The organism is Streptomyces sp. NBC_00989 (genome assembly GCF_045162655.1).
Taxonomy (GTDB): Bacteria; Actinomycetota; Actinomycetes; order Streptomycetales; family Streptomycetaceae; genus Streptomyces.
Genome location: NZ_CP108728.1, coordinates 10,711,748 through 10,728,510 on the forward strand (window position 1 = coordinate 10,711,748; position 16,763 = coordinate 10,728,510).

Annotated in this window: 19 protein-coding genes; 11 read left to right on the forward strand and 8 right to left on the reverse strand. The window is 70.9% G+C overall.

Annotation, left to right across the window (positions count from 1 at the left end; genetic code table 11):
• The first annotated feature begins 100 nt into the window (after positions 1-100).
• Together OG714_RS48265 and OG714_RS48270 are read left to right on the forward strand one after the other, a co-directional pair.
• Complete coding sequence (locus OG714_RS48265; RefSeq protein ID WP_406130838.1) at positions 101-496, forward strand: VOC family protein; 396 nt, start codon at positions 101-103, stop codon at positions 494-496.
• Between the two features lie 60 nt (positions 497-556).
• Positions 557-1,627 (forward strand): adenosine deaminase, encoded by a 1,071-nt coding sequence (locus OG714_RS48270; protein WP_406130839.1) that lies wholly within the window; start codon positions 557-559, stop codon positions 1,625-1,627.
• Here the strand turns inward: OG714_RS48270 and OG714_RS48275 are convergent.
• Both OG714_RS48275 and OG714_RS48280 read right to left on the reverse strand, forming a co-directional pair.
• Positions 1,609-2,124 carry a DUF664 domain-containing protein gene (locus OG714_RS48275; RefSeq protein WP_406130840.1) on the reverse strand — a complete coding sequence of 172 codons (516 nt, stop codon included), beginning with the start codon at positions 2,122-2,124 and terminating at the stop codon, positions 1,609-1,611. The two genes, OG714_RS48270 and OG714_RS48275, sit on opposite strands and share 19 nt — an antisense overlap.
• Positions 2,125-2,151: 27 nt before the next feature.
• Positions 2,152-3,042 (reverse strand): LysR family transcriptional regulator, encoded by an 891-nt coding sequence (locus OG714_RS48280; RefSeq protein WP_406130841.1) that lies wholly within the window; start codon positions 3,040-3,042, stop codon positions 2,152-2,154.
• A 125-nt stretch (positions 3,043-3,167) separates the two neighbouring features.
• On the opposite strand from OG714_RS48280, the gene mgrA reads away from it, so the two are divergent.
• On the forward strand, positions 3,168-4,160 hold the full coding sequence (gene mgrA / locus OG714_RS48285) for an L-glyceraldehyde 3-phosphate reductase (protein ID WP_406130842.1): 993 nt from the start codon (positions 3,168-3,170) through the stop codon (positions 4,158-4,160).
• A gap of 15 nt (positions 4,161-4,175) precedes the next feature.
• Here mgrA and OG714_RS48290 read toward each other — a convergent pair whose 3' ends face one another.
• Positions 4,176-5,162 (reverse strand): oxidoreductase, encoded by a 987-nt coding sequence (locus OG714_RS48290; protein ID WP_406130843.1) that lies wholly within the window; start codon positions 5,160-5,162, stop codon positions 4,176-4,178.
• Between the two features lie 104 nt (positions 5,163-5,266).
• On the opposite strand from OG714_RS48290, the gene OG714_RS48295 reads away from it, so the two are divergent.
• Entirely contained in the window at positions 5,267-6,193 is a 927-nt protein-coding gene (locus tag OG714_RS48295) for an AraC family transcriptional regulator (RefSeq protein ID WP_406130844.1), read from the forward strand.
• Here the strand turns inward: OG714_RS48295 and OG714_RS48300 are convergent.
• Positions 6,183-6,470 (reverse strand): DUF1905 domain-containing protein, encoded by a 288-nt coding sequence (locus OG714_RS48300; protein ID WP_406130845.1) that lies wholly within the window; start codon positions 6,468-6,470, stop codon positions 6,183-6,185. The genes OG714_RS48295 and OG714_RS48300 overlap by 11 nt on opposite strands.
• Positions 6,471-6,547: 77 nt before the next feature.
• Positions 6,548-6,931, reverse strand: coding sequence for a nuclear transport factor 2 family protein (locus tag OG714_RS48305; RefSeq protein ID WP_406130846.1), 384 nt, complete (start codon positions 6,929-6,931; stop codon positions 6,548-6,550).
• A gap of 391 nt (positions 6,932-7,322) precedes the next feature.
• Here OG714_RS48305 and OG714_RS48310 point away from each other — a divergent pair, with 391 nt between their 5' ends.
• From OG714_RS48310 to OG714_RS48325, 4 genes are all read left to right on the forward strand, one after another.
• Positions 7,323-7,733 carry a hypothetical protein gene (locus OG714_RS48310; protein ID WP_406130847.1) on the forward strand — a complete coding sequence of 137 codons (411 nt, stop codon included), beginning with the start codon at positions 7,323-7,325 and terminating at the stop codon, positions 7,731-7,733.
• A gap of 72 nt (positions 7,734-7,805) precedes the next feature.
• On the forward strand, positions 7,806-10,145 hold the full coding sequence (locus OG714_RS48315; protein ID WP_406130848.1) for an FHA domain-containing protein: 2,340 nt from the start codon (positions 7,806-7,808) through the stop codon (positions 10,143-10,145).
• A gap of 11 nt (positions 10,146-10,156) precedes the next feature.
• The gene (locus tag OG714_RS48320) at positions 10,157-10,708 is read left to right on the forward strand and encodes a hypothetical protein (protein WP_406130849.1); all 552 of its coding nucleotides are present in this window, start codon (positions 10,157-10,159) and stop codon (positions 10,706-10,708) included.
• The gene (locus OG714_RS48325; protein ID WP_406130850.1) at positions 10,698-11,675 is read left to right on the forward strand and encodes a serine/threonine-protein kinase; all 978 of its coding nucleotides are present in this window, start codon (positions 10,698-10,700) and stop codon (positions 11,673-11,675) included. The genes OG714_RS48320 and OG714_RS48325 overlap by 11 nt, the downstream gene beginning before the upstream one ends.
• A gap of 103 nt (positions 11,676-11,778) precedes the next feature.
• On the opposite strand, the gene OG714_RS48330 is transcribed toward OG714_RS48325, so the two are convergent.
• The gene (locus OG714_RS48330; RefSeq protein ID WP_406130851.1) at positions 11,779-12,192 is read right to left on the reverse strand and encodes a nuclear transport factor 2 family protein; all 414 of its coding nucleotides are present in this window, start codon (positions 12,190-12,192) and stop codon (positions 11,779-11,781) included.
• A 31-nt stretch (positions 12,193-12,223) separates the two neighbouring features.
• Positions 12,224-13,513 (reverse strand): streptophobe family protein, encoded by a 1,290-nt coding sequence (locus OG714_RS48335; protein WP_406130852.1) that lies wholly within the window; start codon positions 13,511-13,513, stop codon positions 12,224-12,226.
• Positions 13,514-13,673: 160 nt separating this feature from the next.
• On the opposite strand from OG714_RS48335, the gene OG714_RS48340 reads away from it, so the two are divergent.
• Positions 13,674-14,948, forward strand: a complete 1,275-nt coding sequence (locus tag OG714_RS48340) for a DUF6777 domain-containing protein (protein WP_406130853.1) — start codon at positions 13,674-13,676, stop codon at positions 14,946-14,948.
• Between the two features lie 83 nt (positions 14,949-15,031).
• Positions 15,032-15,493 carry an ATP-binding protein gene (locus OG714_RS48345; RefSeq protein ID WP_033280762.1) on the forward strand — a complete coding sequence of 154 codons (462 nt, stop codon included), beginning with the start codon at positions 15,032-15,034 and terminating at the stop codon, positions 15,491-15,493.
• 4 nt (positions 15,494-15,497) lie between these two features.
• Here the strand turns inward: OG714_RS48345 and OG714_RS48350 are convergent, their stop codons facing one another.
• Complete coding sequence (locus tag OG714_RS48350) at positions 15,498-16,277, reverse strand: class I SAM-dependent methyltransferase (RefSeq protein ID WP_406130854.1); 780 nt, start codon at positions 16,275-16,277, stop codon at positions 15,498-15,500.
• A gap of 88 nt (positions 16,278-16,365) precedes the next feature.
• On the opposite strand from OG714_RS48350, the gene OG714_RS48355 reads away from it, so the two are divergent.
• Entirely contained in the window at positions 16,366-16,758 is a 393-nt protein-coding gene (locus tag OG714_RS48355; RefSeq protein WP_406130855.1) for a helix-turn-helix domain-containing protein, read from the forward strand.
• Positions 16,759-16,763: the final 5 nt, after the last annotated feature.

Below are 16,763 nucleotides of genomic sequence, written 5' to 3' on the forward strand. Positions count from 1 at the left end.
TGCCCGCCGCGGCCTCGCGGAAGCGGACTGGCGCGCAGGACGTTTTACGTATAACCTCACCCGTCAATCCCATCGACCGGAACCGCACGGAGACCCCCCGATGAGCCGCATCGCCCTGGTCACCCTCGTCGTCGACGACTACGACGAGGCGATCCGCTTCTACACCGAAGCCCTCGGCTTCCGCCTCGTCGAGGACGCGCCCCGTCCGGACGGCTCCCGCTGGGTCGTCGTGACGCCGCCCGGTGTGGACGGTTCCGGGTCCGGGCTGCTGCTCGCCCGTGCCAAGGGTGAGGACCAGGGTGCCCGGGTCGGTGACCAGACGGGCGGGCGGGTCGGCTTCTTCCTGCACACCGACGACTTCGCCCGCGACCACGCCCGCATGCTCGCCGCGGGCGTGACCTTCCTGGAGGAGCCGCGGCACGAGCCGTACGGTTCCGTCGCCGTCTTCCAGGACCTGTACGGAAACCGCTGGGACCTGCTCCAGCCCGCCGCCTGACTCCCGTACCGCCGCCTGTCTCGCCCCGCTCGCCGAACGACCACCGAGGAACGACCGCACATGTCATCTACGCGCATAGACACCGACACCCTCCGCCGGCTCCCCAAGGCCGTGCTGCACGACCACCTCGACGGCGGCCTGCGCCCCGCCACCGTGGTGGAACTCGCGGAGGCGGTCGGGCACACCCTGCCCACCACCGACCCGGACGAGCTGGCCGCCTGGTACTTCGACGCCGCCAACTCCGGTGACCTGGTGCGCTACATCGCCACCTTCGAGCACACCCTCGCCGTGATGCAGAACCGCGAGGGCCTGCTGCGCACCGCCGAGGAGTACGTCCTCGACCTCGCCGCCGACGGCGTCGTCTACGGAGAGGTGCGCTACGCCCCCGAGCTGAACACCAACGGCGAACTCACGCTCGCCGAGGTCGTCGAGACCGTCCAGGAGGGGCTCGCCGCCGGTATGGCCAAGGCCGCCGCGGCCGGAACGCCGGTCCAGGTGCGGACGTTGCTGTGCGGGATGCGGATGTTCGACCGGGTCGGCGAGGCCGCCGACCTCGCGGTGGCCTTCCGGGACGCCGGTGTCGTCGGCTTCGACATCGCCGGCGCCGAGGACGGCTTCCCGCCCGCCGACCACCTCGCCGCCTTCGAGCACCTGCGCCGCGAGAGCGTCCCGTTCACCATCCACGCCGGTGAGGCGCACGGCCTGCCCAGCATCCACCAGGCCCTCCAGGTGTGCGGTGCCCAGCGCATCGGCCACGGCGTCCGCATCACCGAGGACATCGTCGACGGCAAGCTCGGCCGCCTGGCCGGCTGGGTCCGTGACCGTCGTATCGCCCTGGAGATGTGCCCGACCTCCAACCTCCAGACGGGCGCGGCTACTTCGATCGCCGAGCACCCCATCACCGCCCTGAAGGACCTCGGCTTCCGCGTAACCCTGAACACCGACAACCGACTGGTGTCCGGTACGACGATGACGCGCGAGATGTCCCTCCTGGCCGAGGAGGCGGGCTGGACGGTCGAGGACCTGCGCACGGTCACGGTGAACGCCCTGAAGAGCGCGTTCATCCCGTACGACGAGCGCAAGGCCCTCATCGAGGACGTCGTCCTGCCGGGTTACGCCTCCGCGCTCTGAAGCAGCCCCCGCACGTACTGGGCCTGTCCGACGTGCTCCAGATCGTCGGACAGGACGCTGACCAGCCGTACGCCCAACGTGACCGGCGGGTCCCAGCGCTCGTCCACGATCCGCTCGTAGTCCTCCGGGACCAGCCCGCGCAGATACGCGAGCGTCTGGTCGTGGACGGCGTCGTAGTACCCGGTCAGCTGCCCGGCCGACTCGACCCGCACCTTGCCGACCTTCGCGGAGGTGTGACCGTAACCGGTGTCCTTCGCCGGCAGGTCGAGCCCGAAGCGCTTCTCCCAGCCCTGGGTCAGCCACACCTGGTCGATGCCCGCGGCGTCGGCGACGTGGTCGTCCTGGACGCGGGTGAGATGCCAGACCAGCCAGGCGATCGAGTTGGCGTCGGGGCCCAGGCGGGCGTGCAGTTGGTCAGGGGTGAGGCCGTCGAGGGCGGCATGGACTTCTTCCTGGACGCGGCCGTACGCGTCGATGAGGATGTCGTTGGCATGCATACGACCACCATCGCGCATCCCCGTGCGTCATGCGGCCGGAGCACCGGTTTCCAGGAGCGTCATCAGGGCTCGGGCCGCCGGACTGGTGGCCTGCGGGGGCGGGAGCAGGGCCACCGTCTCGTAGACCTCCTCGCCGGGGCCCTTCAGGGGGAGTGCGGTGAGGGCCTCGCGCTTGTGGCGGAAATGCTGGGGGACCACGGCGATACCGAGGTTCTCGTCGACCAGGTCGAGGAGGCTGTGCACGTCGTTGACCTCCAGCGCGACGGTCCGCCGTACGCCCGCGGTGGCGAAGACCGCGTCCGTGGTGCGGCGCGAGGCCCAGTCCGGGTGGAAGTCGACGAAGACCTCGCCGCCGAGGTCGTCCGCGGTGACCGCCGCGCCGGTCTCCGCGAGCCGGTGGCTGGGATGGCACAGCACGGTCATCGGCTCGCTGGTCAGCGATACGGAGCGGAGCTGGTCGGTGTCCGCCTGCGTGCGGTAGGCGAACGCCAGGTCGAGGCGCCCGGCCGCGACCTCCTCCGCCAGCGCGCCCGAACCGGCCTGGCGCAGCCGGATCTCGACATCGGGATGACGGCGCCGGAACGCGGCGAGCAGACCCGCCACATGCACCCCGGCGATGCACTGCTCGGTGCCCAGCGACAGCGTGCCGCGCAGCACGCCCTGCACCGCGGCCACCGCCTCGTGCGCCGAGCGGACCTGTGCCAGGATGCGTTCCGCCTCGCCGAGCAGCGCCCGCCCGGCCTCCGTGAGCGTGACCCGGCGCGTGGTGCGGACGAACAGCGGGGTCTGCAACTCCCGCTCCAGGGCGCGGATCGACGCCGACAGACCCGACTGGGAGACCATCAGCCGCTCGGCCGCGCGGGTGAAGTGGTGGTCCTCGGCTACGGCGATGAAATGCTGGAGATGACGCAGTTCCATGATTGAGAAGCGTAGCCGCTGAATTCCATCGGATTCTTCTGTTGGACCACTGCCCGCAGGTCGGACAGAGTGGACGACGGTTCCCTGGAACCGGTATCCCGTGTGCCAACCCCTCTGGAGTCGCGTTGTACACCGCACACCCCGACCGTTACGCGGACCTGCCCTACCGGCGCACCGGACGCAGCGGTCTGAAACTCCCCGCGATCTCGCTCGGCCTGTGGCACAACTTCGGGCCCGACCGCCCGGTCGACACCCAGCGCGCCATCCTGCGCCGCGCCTTCGACCTCGGCGTCACCCACTTCGACCTGGCGAACAACTACGGCCCGCCGCCCGGCGCCGCCGAGTCCGCCCTCGGCGAGGCGCTGAAGGCGGACTTCGGGCCATACCGCGACGAGCTGGTGATCTCCACCAAGGCCGGCTATCTGATGTGGCCCGGCCCCTACGGCGAGTGGGGTTCGCGCAAGTACGTGCTGTCCTCGCTGGACCAGAGCCTGAGCCGCATGGGCCTGGACTACGTCGACATCTTCTACTCGCACCGCCCCGACCCGGAGACTCCCCTGGAGGAGACGATGGGCGCCCTGCACTCCGCGGTCCAGCAGGGCAAGGCGCTCTACGTCGGCATCTCGAACTACTCGGCGGAGCAGACCCGGGAGGCCGCCCGCATCCTCGGCGAGCTGGGCACCCCGCTCCTCATCCACCAGCCGCGCTACTCGATGCTCGACCGCCGCCCCGAGGAAGAGGGCCTGCTCGACGCCCTCGACGAACTCCAGGTCGGGTCCATCGTCTTCTCCCCGCTGGAGCAGGGGCTGCTCAGCGCCCGCTATCTCGACGGCATCCCGGAGGGTTCGCGGGCGGCGAGCGACAGCCCGTTCCTGAACTCCGACGCCGTCACCGAGGACCTGGTGGGACAGCTGCGCGCGCTCGACGACATCGCCAAGGGGCGCGGTCAGACCCTCGCCCAGCTCGCCCTCGCCTGGGTGCTGCGCGGCGGCCGGGTGACCTCCGCGCTGGTCGGTGCGAGCAGCGCGCAGCAGATCGAGGACAGCGTCGCGGCCACCCGCAACCTGGACTTCGACGCCGACGAGCTGGCCCGCATCGACGCGATCCTCAAGCCGTAGGGCACGGCGTGGCCGTCAGGCCGTGAGCCGTTCGCTGACCTCCCAGAGACGGGCCGCCGCCTCCGGGTCCACGGCGCGGGACAGCACCCCAGGGGTGGTGTCCCCGCCGGCCCAGGCGGCCTCGTTCTCGGGGGCCACCAGCGGGCTGATGTCGACGTTCTCGCAGTAGACCCCGCCGAGACCGTCGAGCTGCGGGCTGGTCGCGCACCAGACGCTGGTGGCCGCGCCCTGCTGCACGGTCTTCATCTGGCGCTCGGGGTCACGGATCGGCTTGCCCTCTCCGTCGAGCGCACCCGCGGCCTGGAGCATCGCCGGGTCGATGTGCTTGACCAGGCCGGTGTCGACGATCAGGCCCGGGTGCACGGCGAACGCCCGGATGCCCTGCGCCTGCCCGCGCCGGTCCACCTCCACGGCGAACAGGGCGTTGGCCGTCTTCGACTGGCCGTAGGCGAGGAACGGCTCGTAGGTCCGGTGCTCGAAGTGCAGGTCGTCGAAGTCGACGCCGGCGAAGCGGATGCCCCGCGACGACAGCACCACGACCCGCGCGCCGTTCGCCGCGACCAGCGCCGGCCACAGCCGGGTGGTCAGCTGGAAGTGCCCGAGGTGGTTGGCGGCGAACTGCGCCTCATAGCCACGCGCGTCCCGCGCCAGCGGGGTCGCCATGATCCCGGCGTTGTTCACCAGAAGGTGCAGCGGACGCCCGGAGGCCAGGAACTTCTCCGCGAAGGCGTCGACGGACGCCGGGTCCAGCAGGTCCATGTGCTCGACCTCGGTCCCGGGGATGTCCTTGACGGCCGCCCGGGCCCGCTCCACGTCCCTCGCCGGTACGACGATCTGCGCGCCGGCGCCGTGCAGCACGCGGGCCGTCTCCAGGCCGATGCCGGAGTAGCCGCCGGTGACGATCGCGACCTTGCCGGTGAGGTCGATGCCCTTGATCACCTCCTCGGCGGTGGACGCGGCGTCGAAGCCGGAATTCAGGGGCTGCTGTGCGGTGCTGGTCATGTCTGCTCTCTCCTCATCAGCCTGTGCTGTTGAGACCACCGTAGGTCGACGGATCCGTACGATGAATACTTGAGAGTCCGCATAACTTGCGTGATAGTTCGAGCATGACCGTGGATCCCCTGTCCGACGCCCTCGCCGTCGCCGACGCCCGCAGCGTGTTCTCCGGCGGGTTCACGGCCGGCGGCGACTGGGCCATCCAGCTGCGCGGACGCGACCGGCTGAAGGTGAACGCCGTGGTGCGGGGCGGCTGTCTGCTGGTCCGGGACGGCGGTGAACCGCTGCCGCTGGCCGAGGGGGACGTCGTGATCTCCGACGGCGGCAAGCCGTACACGCTGTGCAGCCGGCCCGGCGTCGAACCGACCGACTCCGCGGACGTCGTCATGGACCCGGTGACCCGGATGGGCCGGCTCGGGCAGGGCGACGCGGTGGACGTCGCCTGCGTGTCCGGGCACATCGACCTGAGCCGGGACCGCGGCGACCTGCTGCGGCGGGCACTGCCGGAACTCGTGCACGTACGGGCCGACTCGCCCGAGGCCGATGTACTGCGGTGGCTCATCGGGCAGTTGGCGGCCGAGATGCGCACGCGCCGGGCCGGGGTCGAGTTCGTCTCGGCACAGCTCGCGCAGCTGATGTTCGTGCAGGTGCTGCGGGTCTGCCTGACCGACTCGGACGGCCTGCCGCCCGGCTGGCTGCGCGCCCTCGCCGACGAACGGCTCGCCCCCGCGCTGCGCCTGATGCACGGCGACCCGGCCCACCCCTGGCAGCTGGAGGAGCTGGCCCGGGCGGCCGCGATGTCCCGCACCACGTTCGCCGTTCGGTTCAAGGAGGCGGCCGGCGTGCCGCCCCTGACGTACCTGCTCAACTGGCGCATGAGTCTTGCCGCCCGGGCCCTGCGGCAGGACACCGCCCCGGTCGGCGCGCTCGCCCGTTCCGTCGGCTACACCTCCGAGAGCGCCTTCAGCAACGCCTTCAAACGGGCGGTCGGGGTGGCGCCGAGGCGATACCGCGAAGAGGCCCTGACTAGGAGCTGAGTCGTTCTTCGAGCCGCACGGTGACCTGGTCGCCCTCGCCTTTGCCGATGGCCTTTCGAAGATCGGCGTTCACGGGGAGTTTGTGGGTGCCGTCGCCGAGGGCCATGAAGGAACTGCGGAAAGGGCGTCCGTCGATAGTGCCGCGGACCTTCACCAGGCCGCGGGTGCCGAAGAATGCGACGGACCCGGGCCAGACGAGATAGGTCCAGCCGCCGTCGTTCGGGCTTTTGATCAATTCGGCGGTGAATTCCTCGTTCAACGGGGTGCCGGTGCTCATGATGCGTCCTCCGCTCGGGGTGGCCTGCCGTAGAAGAGACCATCCCGAGCGGGAGAACTCATCGCGGACGCCGGCCCTCAGGCCCCGGCGGGCACCCGGTCGAGGAAACCGAGCACGGAGCGGATACGACCGTCCCCGTCCAGCGTGATCACGTCGAACCCGGCGACGGGCGCCGAGCCGTCGGCCTCGCTCACCAACTCCCAAGCGAAACGCGCGGTGTTGTGATGTCCGTCGACGGCGCCCAGCGGACGGAAGGCGAACCCCGGGAACTGCTCGTGCGCCCCGGCGATCAGCCCCGCGATCTCCGTGTGTCCGGTGACTGCCGCCAGCGGGTCGGTGTACGTACCCTCGACGGACCAGGCGGCGGCGACGGCCTTCGCCAGCGCCTCCGGATCGCCCGCGTTCCAGGCCTCGAAGTAACGGGCGACGGCACTCTCGTATCGGTCGGTGTTCACGGACATGGTGAATCAGCCTCCAGCGAGGTCGTTCGTACTGGTCAGGGACCGGATCCCGATGTCTGCCGACCCGGTGACTCCACCCTGCCGGAGCGTGCGGGAAGCGTCGATTACCCCTCGGGTAATGACGGCGGGAGAACACCGCACAACGGGCTCCGATGTTTTTCGGCCAACGGAGGCTGTGAATATGCCAAGAGAGTGGCTAAAAAGTCGTGGTGACAGTGTTTCGGGAGTGAACATACTCGTCTGCTAGGGCATAACTTCACAACTGCCAGGGCATAACCGCACGAGGCAAATCCGCCGTCGTGCGCACCTTCTGAGCCACCCGAGCCGCCATCAGAGCCGCATGGAAAGCGAGGCCCGACCGGCAATCGAGACACGCGACGGGGGAGTGATCGTGCACGACGAATTCCTGTGCCATGTCACCGCGTACGGTACCTGCGACGGACAGCGCGTCGGGGTGCCTCTGGGAACCTACCGTGCGCCGACCCTGGCACTCGCCTTGTGGTGGTTACGGGACCGCGCGGTGTGGATGGCCGACCGGCTCGACCCGCAACCGGAGAACCCGCGCTTCCCCCGGGGTGCCCTGGTACCGGTTTCCGACACGGCCCCCGACGTACCCCGGGCGTTACGCACCTGGTCGCGTGACGTCGGCCAACAGGAGCAGGTCGCCTACGAGTTGGCGGCCGGGCGACTGGTGCAGATCGCCGTCAGCGACGAGACGACCGAGTACGAGCTGCTCGCCGAATCGGTCGACGCCCTCCGGATGCAGCGGACCGTTCCGGCACTGGTCGTCCCCGTCGCCTGACTCGTGTCGGCCATCGCGTGCCCCTGACCGCTGGCCGGGCGCACAGGTGAACGAATCGGTAGAATTCGGGTTATGTCAGAGCGGCCGAACGCGCCGACCGCGCCCGAACTCCTCCTGGAGACGGAATCGGGCTCCACGGTCATGACCCCGGGCCGCGACTACCACGTGGGCCGCGATCCGCTGAGCGACATCGTCATCGACGACGCCCGGGTCTCCTGGCACCACGCGGTCCTGCGGCCCGACGCCGGCCACTGGACGCTGGAGGACGAGCACAGCACGAACGGCACCTTCGCCGACGGCCGCCGCGTCCAGGCCCGGGACGTCGGCCCCGGCAGCGTGATCCGCTTCGGCAATCCGGCCGACGGCCCCCGCGTCGTCCTCGCCGACCGTCCCGCCCCGGCCCCGGAACGCCCCTCGGCCGTGTCCATGCCCGCCCTCACCGGCACCTTCCGGCAGCCCACCACCGTACGGCCGCTGCCCAGCCGTACCGTCCGCATCGGCCGGGCCGGCGACAACGACCTCGTCGTCGACGACCTGATCGTCTCCCGCCGCCACGCCGAACTGCGCGCCATGCCGGACGGGACGTACGAGATCGTCGACCTCGGCAGCCACAACGGCACCTACCTCAACGGCCAGCCCGTCGCCCGCGCCCCGATCGGGCCGGGGGACATCGTCGGCATCGGGCACTCCGCGTTCTGTCTCGTCGGCGACCAGTTGCAGGAGTACGTCGACACGGGCGAGGTCTCGCTCGACGTACAGGACCTCACCGTCGCTGTCGACCGGGGCCGCAAGGTGCTTCTCGACCAGGTGTCGTTCCCGGTCGGCGAGAAATGTCTGCTCGCCGTCGTCGGACCCAGCGGCGCGGGCAAGTCCACCCTGCTCAACGCGCTCACCGGCCAGCGCCCCGCCGACCGCGGCACCGTCCTCTACGACGGCCGCGACCTCTACCGCGACTACGCCGAACTGCGCCAGCGCATCGGCCTGGTCCCGCAGGACGACATCCTGCATGCCCAACTGACCGTGCACAGCGCCCTGTCCTACGCGGCCGAACTCCGCTTCCCCCAGGACACCGCCAAGGCCGAGCGGCGGGCCAGGGTCGACGAGGTCATCCGCGAACTCGGCCTCGAACAGCGCGCGGCGCAGCCCGTGCACAGCCTCTCCGGCGGCCAGCGCAAGCGTGTCAGCGTGGCCCTGGAACTGCTGACCAAGCCCTCGCTGCTCTTCCTCGACGAGCCGACCTCAGGACTCGACCCGGGCATGGACCGCTCGGTGATGCACATGCTGCGCGGCCTCGCCGACGACGGCCGTACCGTCATCGTCGTCACCCACAGCGTCCTCAGCCTCGACGTCTGCGACCGGCTCCTGGTGCTCGCGCCCGGCGGCAAGGTCGCCTACTACGGGCCGCCCGACGACGCCCTCACCTTCTTCGGCTTCGAGCACTGGCCGGAGGCCTTCGAGGCGTTCGAACGGGATCAAGACCGGGACTGGGCAGGGGAGTTCAGGGGCTCGCCCTTCCAACGCCAGTACATCGCCAACTCGACCGCGCAGCCCCACCTGCTCGGCTCCGCCCCGGTCGCCGTGGCACCACCACCCCGGCCCCGCAGCCGTAGCGCACAACTCGGCACCCTGGTCCGCCGTTACACCGCGGCCCTCGCCGCCGACCGGACCTTCCTCGTCATCATGATCGCGTTGCCGTTCGTCATGGGCGCGATGGCCCGCGCCCTCGCCGGGAGCGAACTGACCCGGGAGACGGCGATGAACGCGCTGCTCATCCTGTGTGTCGGCGGTGTGCTCACCGGCGCGGCCAACGCCGTGCGCGAACTCGTCAAGGAACGCGCGATCTACCGGCGCGAGAGAGCCGTCGGCCTGTCCAGATCGGCGTATCTGCTCTCCAAGGTCGTCGTCCTGGGCGCGATCACCGTGGCGCAGGCCGTGGTGCTCACGCTGGTCGGACTGTTCGGCGTCGACCTCAACGCGCCCGGAGGCAAAGGGGTGTTGATGCCGCCCCTGATCGAAATCACGGTGGCCGTCGCCCTGTTGGCCTTCACCGCGATGATGCTCGGGCTGCTGGTCTCCGCGACGGTGCGCAAGGAGGAGGTGACGATGCCGCTGCTCGTGCTGCTCGCCATCGTCCAAGTGGTGTTCTGCGGCGCCCTGTTGAAGCTGAACGGCGTACCCGGCCTGGAACAGCTGTCCTGGCTCGTTCCCTCCCGGTGGGCGCTCGGCGGGATGGCCGGCACCATCGGGCTGGCCCGGATCGTGCCGGGCGAGCTGACCGGCGATCCGATGTTCCGGCACTCGGCCGGGGTGTGGCTGCTCAACATGGGCATGCTGGTCGTGCTGTCGGTGCTCTTCGGCTTCCTCGTGTCCCGGCTGCTGCGGCGGCACGAACCCGCCGTGATGCGGAAGTAGGGGCCGCCGAGATGACGACCCCGAGCCCCGGCTTCCGGCCCACGCATGTCGTCCCCGAGCACGGGATGCCCGCCTGGGAGGCCCCGGACCCCGCCCGCCCCACCGTCCCGCTCGACGCGCTGCTCCCGGTCCAGCTCCTCGAACGCCGCGGCGACTGGGCCCACGCCCTGTGCTCCAACGGCTGGTCCGCGTGGGTCGACGGCCGCCACCTGATCTCCGTCTCCCAGGACCCGCCGGCGGCCGGCGGCCCCCTCACCCGCACCGCCGACCCACGCCCCCTGCTCGCCCGCGCCGAACAGGCACTCGCCCGCTACCGCAGCGCCGTCGAGGACCTCGCGGGCGGCGGCCTCGACGGCGCCACGTTCCAGGCCCGCACCAAGGGCCTGCGGATCGGCGTGGTCGTCGACGGCGAATCCGTCTGGCTCTACGACTCCGACCACGAACGCTGGGTCTACGGCGACGGCACCCGCCTCAGCACCTACGCCTCGGACGACGGACCCCACGCCGAACCGGCCGACCCCGGGCACGCCCCCACCCAGGTCGTGAGCCCCGATGGCCCGTGACGCGAGCCTCTTCTCCGGCCGCCCCTCCGAACTGATCGGGCAGCAGATCGCCGGCTACCGCATCGAGGACGAGATCGGCCGCGGCGGCATGGCCGTCGTCTACCGCGCCCACGACCTACGCCTCGACCGCACGGTCGCCCTCAAGCTCCTCGCCCCCGAACTCGCCCGCAACGACACCTTCCGCAAACGCTTCACCCACGAGTCCCGGGTCGCCGCCGCGATCGACCACCCGCACATCGTCCCCGTCTTCGAGGCGGGCGAGACGGACGGCGTCCTGTACATCGCGATGCGCTACGTCTCCGGCAGCGACCTGCGCCATCTCCTGGACCGGGAAGGCCCGTTGGCGCTCCCGACGGCGGCGCGCATCGCCACGCAGGTCGCGTCCGCGCTGGACGCGGCCCACGAACACGGGCTCGTCCACCGGGATGTGAAGCCCGGGAACATCCTCGTGGCCCGCGGGACCGACAGCGACCATCCCGAGCACGTGTACCTCACGGACTTCGGTCTGACGAAGAAGTCGCTGTCACTCACCGGGTTCACGACCGTGGGGCAGTTCGTCGGCACGCTCGACTATGTGGCTCCCGAGCAGATCTCGGGGCGGCCGGTCGATGGGCGGTGCGATGTGTACGGGCTGGCGTGCGTCGTCTACGAGACCCTTGCGGGGCGGCCGCCGTTTCGGCGGGACGACGACATGGCTCTGTTGTGGGCGCACCAGTACGACCTGCCTCCGGCGATCAGCGAGGTTCGGTCCGATCTGCCGGGGCATGTCGACGGGGTCTTCGCGAAGGCGTTGGCGAAGAATCCTGATGATCGGTACGAGTCCTGCCTCGCGTTTGTCACGGAGTTGCGCGGTGGTGAGTCCGGGCACGCGTCCACCGAAGTGGACCGGCGGGTGGCCCGGGGCAGCGACGAGCGGCCTCCTGCGCCGCCGGGGTGGGCGGAGCCGGTGTTCAGGGGGCGTGGCTGATGTGTTGTGGCTGCGGGTTCGTCGTGGCTGGTCGCGCCCACGCGGCAGAGCCGCAAATCGACACAGCCCCGCGCCCCTTCAGGGCGCGCTGTGGTTGGCGGCATCAGGTCTGACCCGCGCCGTTCAAAGGCACCCGCCGCGCCTCCAGCCTCCGTCGCGAGATCCGCCAGCCCGCCTCCACTCGCACCACCGTGTCCACATAGGTCACCGATCCGCACGAGCCGTCCGCCCTGATGCCCAGCGCCTTCGAGCGGGCCCGGATCTGCCCGTCCGGCAGTTCCTCCACCACCACGTTGGTGACGTGATGGGCGACAGGGTTCGCGGCGCCCAACGCGAGGGACGCTTCTGTGAGTTGGGTGAGGCCCGTGAGTGTGCCCTGGTCGAGGTCGGTGAGGTCGTACTCGACGTCCGGGGTGAACACTTCGGCGGTGCGGTCGAGTTGGCCCTCGTCGACCAGGTGGCCGTGCAGTTCGATCAACTCCCTGATGGCCAGGCGGTCTTCGAGAGGCAATGCCATGGGTGTCCTTCCCTCGGGTGGGCGCACCCTCTCATGGCCGGTGCTGGGGCTGCTTGGGAATTTCGACCTCGCCCCGTCGGTGGACCCGCCTTGCGAGGAGGGCGCCGAGGAAACCCGCGACCAGACCCCACAGCGCGGCCAGACCCACCGCCGACCACAACTCCGGCTTCAGGAACAGGTCTCCGGACAGGCCGCCGCCCACGTCTCCGATGCCCAGGAGGGAGAGGCCGTAGTGGGCGGAGACGCGTCCGACGAGGCAGATCATGAGGACCGCGACGGCGAAGGCGATCGCCAGGTGGACGGCGTGCTGCCGGGCGCGTACGCGGGCCGGGGAGCGGGCGGCCATCAGGAACGCGGCGGACAGGAGCAGGACCGCGTTCACGGCCAGGAGCCACCACACGCCGCTGTCGTGGGCGGCCAGTGAGCGCAGGTTCAGGGTGGAGACGTCCGGGGTGCGCAGGACGTCGTTCAGGAGGCGGGGGACGGGGAGGCCGAAGGGACCGTCCACCCGGCCGTTCCAGGTGGCGCCCAGGCCGATCGTGAGGGCCAGCCAGACCAGGTTCGGCATGCCCAGGAGGATCAGGGCGAAGGTCTGGGCGGCGTAGCCGCGTGTCGCCGCCACGACGAGAGCCAGGACGACGCCGAGTGCCACGTAGACGAGGAGCAGGGCCACCACGGCGAACGCGGCCGGGCGTACCGACGCGTGGAAGCGGAGGAGGCGGGCGGGGAGCGGGGCGCCGGGGGAGACCAGGAGAGCCAGCAGCAGTACCCCTGCCAGCCACAGCAGGCCGAACAGGACCGTCTGCGGCAGGTCCGCCTCGAAGCCGACCTCGGGGGACGCGCCGAGCAGGTCGCCGATGTCGCCGAGGGTTCCGGTGCCCAGGGAGACCGAGAACTTCTGGCGCGCGCCCAGGGCCAGTCCGATCAGGGCGAGCAGCCACAGGACGGCGATGCGGGCGGCCCAGCCGGCCAGTTCCGTCCCCGAGGCGACCGCGCGGTGCCGCAGGGGCCGTAGGAAACCCGCCGCGGTCATCAGGGCGCCGGTCAGGGTGACCGAGAGGGGGATGACGGTCAGGCCTGCCTTGGTGTCGGCCAGGTCGCCCGCGTTGCTGGTGAGTTTGACGGTGCCGCCCACGGCCGTCACCACCGTGGCCGTGACGACCCGGGGGAACGCGCCGTCCGGGAGGTCTGTCGCGCCCGCCGCCCACAGGCCCAGCGCGGACACCAGGCCCATGCCGAGCAGTCCGGCCAGCACCGTGCCGAGCGCCTGGATCCAGCCGTGGCGGGCTACTGCCTGGTCAGAGGGGGTTCGGGGGATCACACGGCCACGCTAAGCAGCGGCCGGGGAGCGCGCCCGCCGGGAGGGCCGTCCGCGTCGGCTTGCGAGGGGACCGGGACCGGAGCACACAATGGGTTCGTTGTGGATGAAGCGGCATGAATCATCTGAAATGCCGCCTGAGCCGCGTCGGGAAGAAGAGCTCGTGAGCGTCGAACCTCCGTCTTCAGGCCGCCCCACCGGACCGCCCTCCGGCCCGCTGTCGGGACCCTCCCAGCCGCCTTCGGGCCCGCCCTCGCAGCCCACGGGCGGCGGCGGTGCGGGAGCGCCGGAGCCGCACCGTCCCTGGTGGAAGTCGGTGCCGCGCGTCGCGATCCTCACGGCTGTCGTGGTGGCCGCCGTGGTTCTGGGCCTCGTCTTCACCCGCTCCGACGGCGGTTCGGGCAACACCGCGAGCAAGGGCGAGGTCTTTCTCCAGTCCGCGGCCAAGACCGGCCCGGACCCGTTCACGGAGTCCACCGCGACCGAGAGCTCCGCCCCGCCCGTCTCCGCCTCACCCACCGCCTCGGAACCGGTGAACGCGGTACGCGGCGTCGACGGCGGCGCCCCCGGCCTCTACGGCGGCACCCAGAACGTCTCCAGCTGTGACGTGGAGAAGCAGATCAAGGCCCTCCATGCGGCCCCCGCCAAGAACGCGGCGTTCGCGTCCGTCGTCGGCGTCCAGCCCGCCGGAGTCCCCGCCTACCTGCGCTCGCTCACCCCCGTACAACTGCGCATGGACACCCGTGTCACCAACCACGGCTACCGCGACGGCGCCGCCACCAGCTACCAGGCCGTCCTCCAGGCCGGCACCGCCGTCCTCGTCGACGGCCACGGCGTGCCCCGCGTCCGCTGCGCCTGCGGCAACCCGCTGTCGCCGCCCGTCGCCCAGCAGACCACCCCGAAGCGCACCGGCGACACCTGGTCCTCGTACCGCCCGCAGAACGTCGTCGTGGTCACCCCCGCACCCCAGATCATCAACATCTTCGTGATCTACGACCCCGACAACCACCACTGGTTCGGCCGCCACCACGGCGACACGGGCAAGCACGACCACAAGACCCCGGCTCCGGTGAACCCGGCCAGCCCCTCGGTGACCGTGTCCCCGCCGACCTCGCCGTCCTCCGACTCCCCGTCGCCGTGCGCCTCCGCGTCCTCCGGTACGCCGGGAACCCCGGGAACGCCCGGCACGTCCACCAGCCCGTGCCCGCCGACGTCGAGCGCGCCGTCCTCGCCGTCCTCCTCGTCGCCGAGCTCGGAGTCCCCGTCGAGTCCGGACTCCCCGTCCTCCGAGCCGCCGTCGACGGAGTCGTCGGCCGCCTCCTCCGCCTCCTCGGCCTCGTCCTCCCCACCCGAATCGCTGGCCTCCGACACGACCACGACCTCGTCGTCGAGCTTCAGCGCGCCGGTTTCGCCGGGGTCGATTTCATCGTCACTCTGATCGGGGGGACTGCCGGGCGTGGGGCTGGGTACGAGCACTGGTACGACAGCGACCGGCAGTGCCGCCTTCCGAGAGAGACACGCATGATCGACCACCGGGACGGGGTAGTGATACCGACTCGTTTCGACGTGCCCGTGGAACCGCTGCGGCGGGCGGCGCACTACACCGGCGAACCGGGCTGCATCTCCGCCGCCCGCCATTTCACCCACCAGTTCCTCGAACAGCTGAGAACCGAGTGGTGCGCCACGATCGACGACCAGTCCGACGGCGAACTGCTCCTGGTCGTCAGCGAGTTGGTCACCAACGCGGACCGGCACAGCAACGGCCCGTACATCCTGGAGCTGGAGGGCACGGACACCTCGGTGACGGTGTCCGTCTGCGACAGCAGTGTCGCCCTGCCCCGGCTGTTCGCCCGGGACCCCGAGCGCATCGGCCGCCACGGCCTGGAGATAGTCCACGCCCTGGCCGCGCAGGTGAGCGTCGAACGGGTACCGGTCGGCAAGCGGGTGCGCGCCGTGGTGTACCTGAGCGGCGAGGACCGCTAGGAGATCACGCCCCGGTCCGGGTGGCCGTGATCAGCTCGTGCAGGTACCGCTTGGTGACCCGGCCGCCGTGCCGCGTCTCCAGCAGCTCCCGCAGACAGGCCAGCAGGCCCTGGCTCGCGGGCTCGTCCATCGCCAGATGGCCCGAGTACGTGAGTACGACGTCGAGGTACTCGTCCGTCGTGTACGTGATCTCCTGCGCGCCGCGCCACACCGTGACGTCCTCGAAGTGCGCGGAGCCCGCGAACTCCCCGGTGTCCGTCGCCGTTTCGTCCTCGGTGGGACTCCGGAAGCCGGGCGGAGTGGCCGGGTCCCAGCGTTCGTAGCAGCGCTGCATCCGGTCGAAGAAGTCCTGGGTGCCGCCCGCCACATGGTGCGTGGTGACGACCGCGAGCTGTCCGCCGGGGCGCAGCGCGGACGCCGCCTTCGCGAGGAACCTCCCGGGATCGAACCAGTGGTACGCCGTCGCGATCGCCACCAGGTCGAACGGCTCGTCCGGCACCTCCCACACCTCGAAGTCCGCGACCTGCACGTCCACACGCGGGAACGCGCCCAGATTGCGCCGGGCCACCGCCGCGAGCGACGGCCCCAGTTCCACGGCGGTCAGCCGGCAGCCGAACTCGGCGAGCGGGACGGTGAGTTGACCGGTACCCGAGGCGATCTCCAGGACCCGGCTGTCCGGGCCGAGGTTCGCCGTGCGGGCCAGTTCGTCGACCAGGGGGCGGGGATACCGGGGGCGGGCCCGGTCGTAGCGCTCGGCCACCAAGTCGAACGTGTCGCGCAGCACCGTTCCGGCACCCTTTCGTATCGGCGATTCCCCCCAGGGCAGAATGCTGATCCCTTGCCCTCACGTCCAAGGCTTTTAGTCTGAGGGGGTGAGCAACCAAGCGCCGTACCAAGCCCGCGTGATTCCGCTGCGCCCGCACGAGCCGGCCCCTCACCTGCCGGAGCCACAGGTTCCCGCGCCCAAGGAACCCCTGTGGCGCGACCTGGTCGGTGACGTCCTGCGACGCGAACGCCTCGCCCAGGAGCGCACGTTGAAGGACGTGTCCGACGCCGCCCGGATCTCCATGCCGTATCTCTCGGAGGTGGAGCGGGGCCGCAAGGAGGCCTCCTCGGAGGTCCTCGCGGCCGCCGCCCACGCCCTCGGTCTCGACCTCGGCGACCTGCTGTCGCTGGCCCAGGACGAACTCGGCCAGCATCGCAACAGGCGTCAGGGCAGGGTCACTTCGCCGTACAACGGGCAGCTCAGTCTGGTCGCCGCCTGACTGCG

Excerpts from the sequence above, each read along its gene's own strand:
- OG714_RS48265 (WP_406130838.1), top strand. The coding sequence starts at position 101 with ATGAGCCGCATCGCCCTGGTCACCCTCGTCGTCGACGACTACGACGAG.
- OG714_RS48270 (WP_406130839.1), top strand. The coding sequence starts at position 557 with ATGTCATCTACGCGCATAGACACCGACACCCTCCGCCGGCTCCCCAAG.
- OG714_RS48275 (WP_406130840.1), bottom strand. The coding sequence starts at position 2,124 with ATGCATGCCAACGACATCCTCATCGACGCGTACGGCCGCGTCCAGGAA.
- OG714_RS48280 (WP_406130841.1), bottom strand. The coding sequence starts at position 3,042 with ATGGAACTGCGTCATCTCCAGCATTTCATCGCCGTAGCCGAGGACCAC.
- OG714_RS48290 (WP_406130843.1), bottom strand. The coding sequence starts at position 5,162 with ATGACCAGCACCGCACAGCAGCCCCTGAATTCCGGCTTCGACGCCGCG.
- OG714_RS48295 (WP_406130844.1), top strand. The coding sequence starts at position 5,267 with ATGACCGTGGATCCCCTGTCCGACGCCCTCGCCGTCGCCGACGCCCGC.
- OG714_RS48300 (WP_406130845.1), bottom strand. The coding sequence starts at position 6,470 with ATGAGCACCGGCACCCCGTTGAACGAGGAATTCACCGCCGAATTGATC.
- OG714_RS48305 (WP_406130846.1), bottom strand. The coding sequence starts at position 6,931 with ATGTCCGTGAACACCGACCGATACGAGAGTGCCGTCGCCCGTTACTTC.
- OG714_RS48315 (WP_406130848.1), top strand. The coding sequence starts at position 7,806 with ATGTCAGAGCGGCCGAACGCGCCGACCGCGCCCGAACTCCTCCTGGAG.
- OG714_RS48320 (WP_406130849.1), top strand. The coding sequence starts at position 10,157 with ATGACGACCCCGAGCCCCGGCTTCCGGCCCACGCATGTCGTCCCCGAG.
- OG714_RS48325 (WP_406130850.1), top strand. The coding sequence starts at position 10,698 with ATGGCCCGTGACGCGAGCCTCTTCTCCGGCCGCCCCTCCGAACTGATC.
- OG714_RS48330 (WP_406130851.1), bottom strand. The coding sequence starts at position 12,192 with ATGGCATTGCCTCTCGAAGACCGCCTGGCCATCAGGGAGTTGATCGAA.
- OG714_RS48345 (WP_033280762.1), top strand. The coding sequence starts at position 15,032 with ATGATCGACCACCGGGACGGGGTAGTGATACCGACTCGTTTCGACGTG.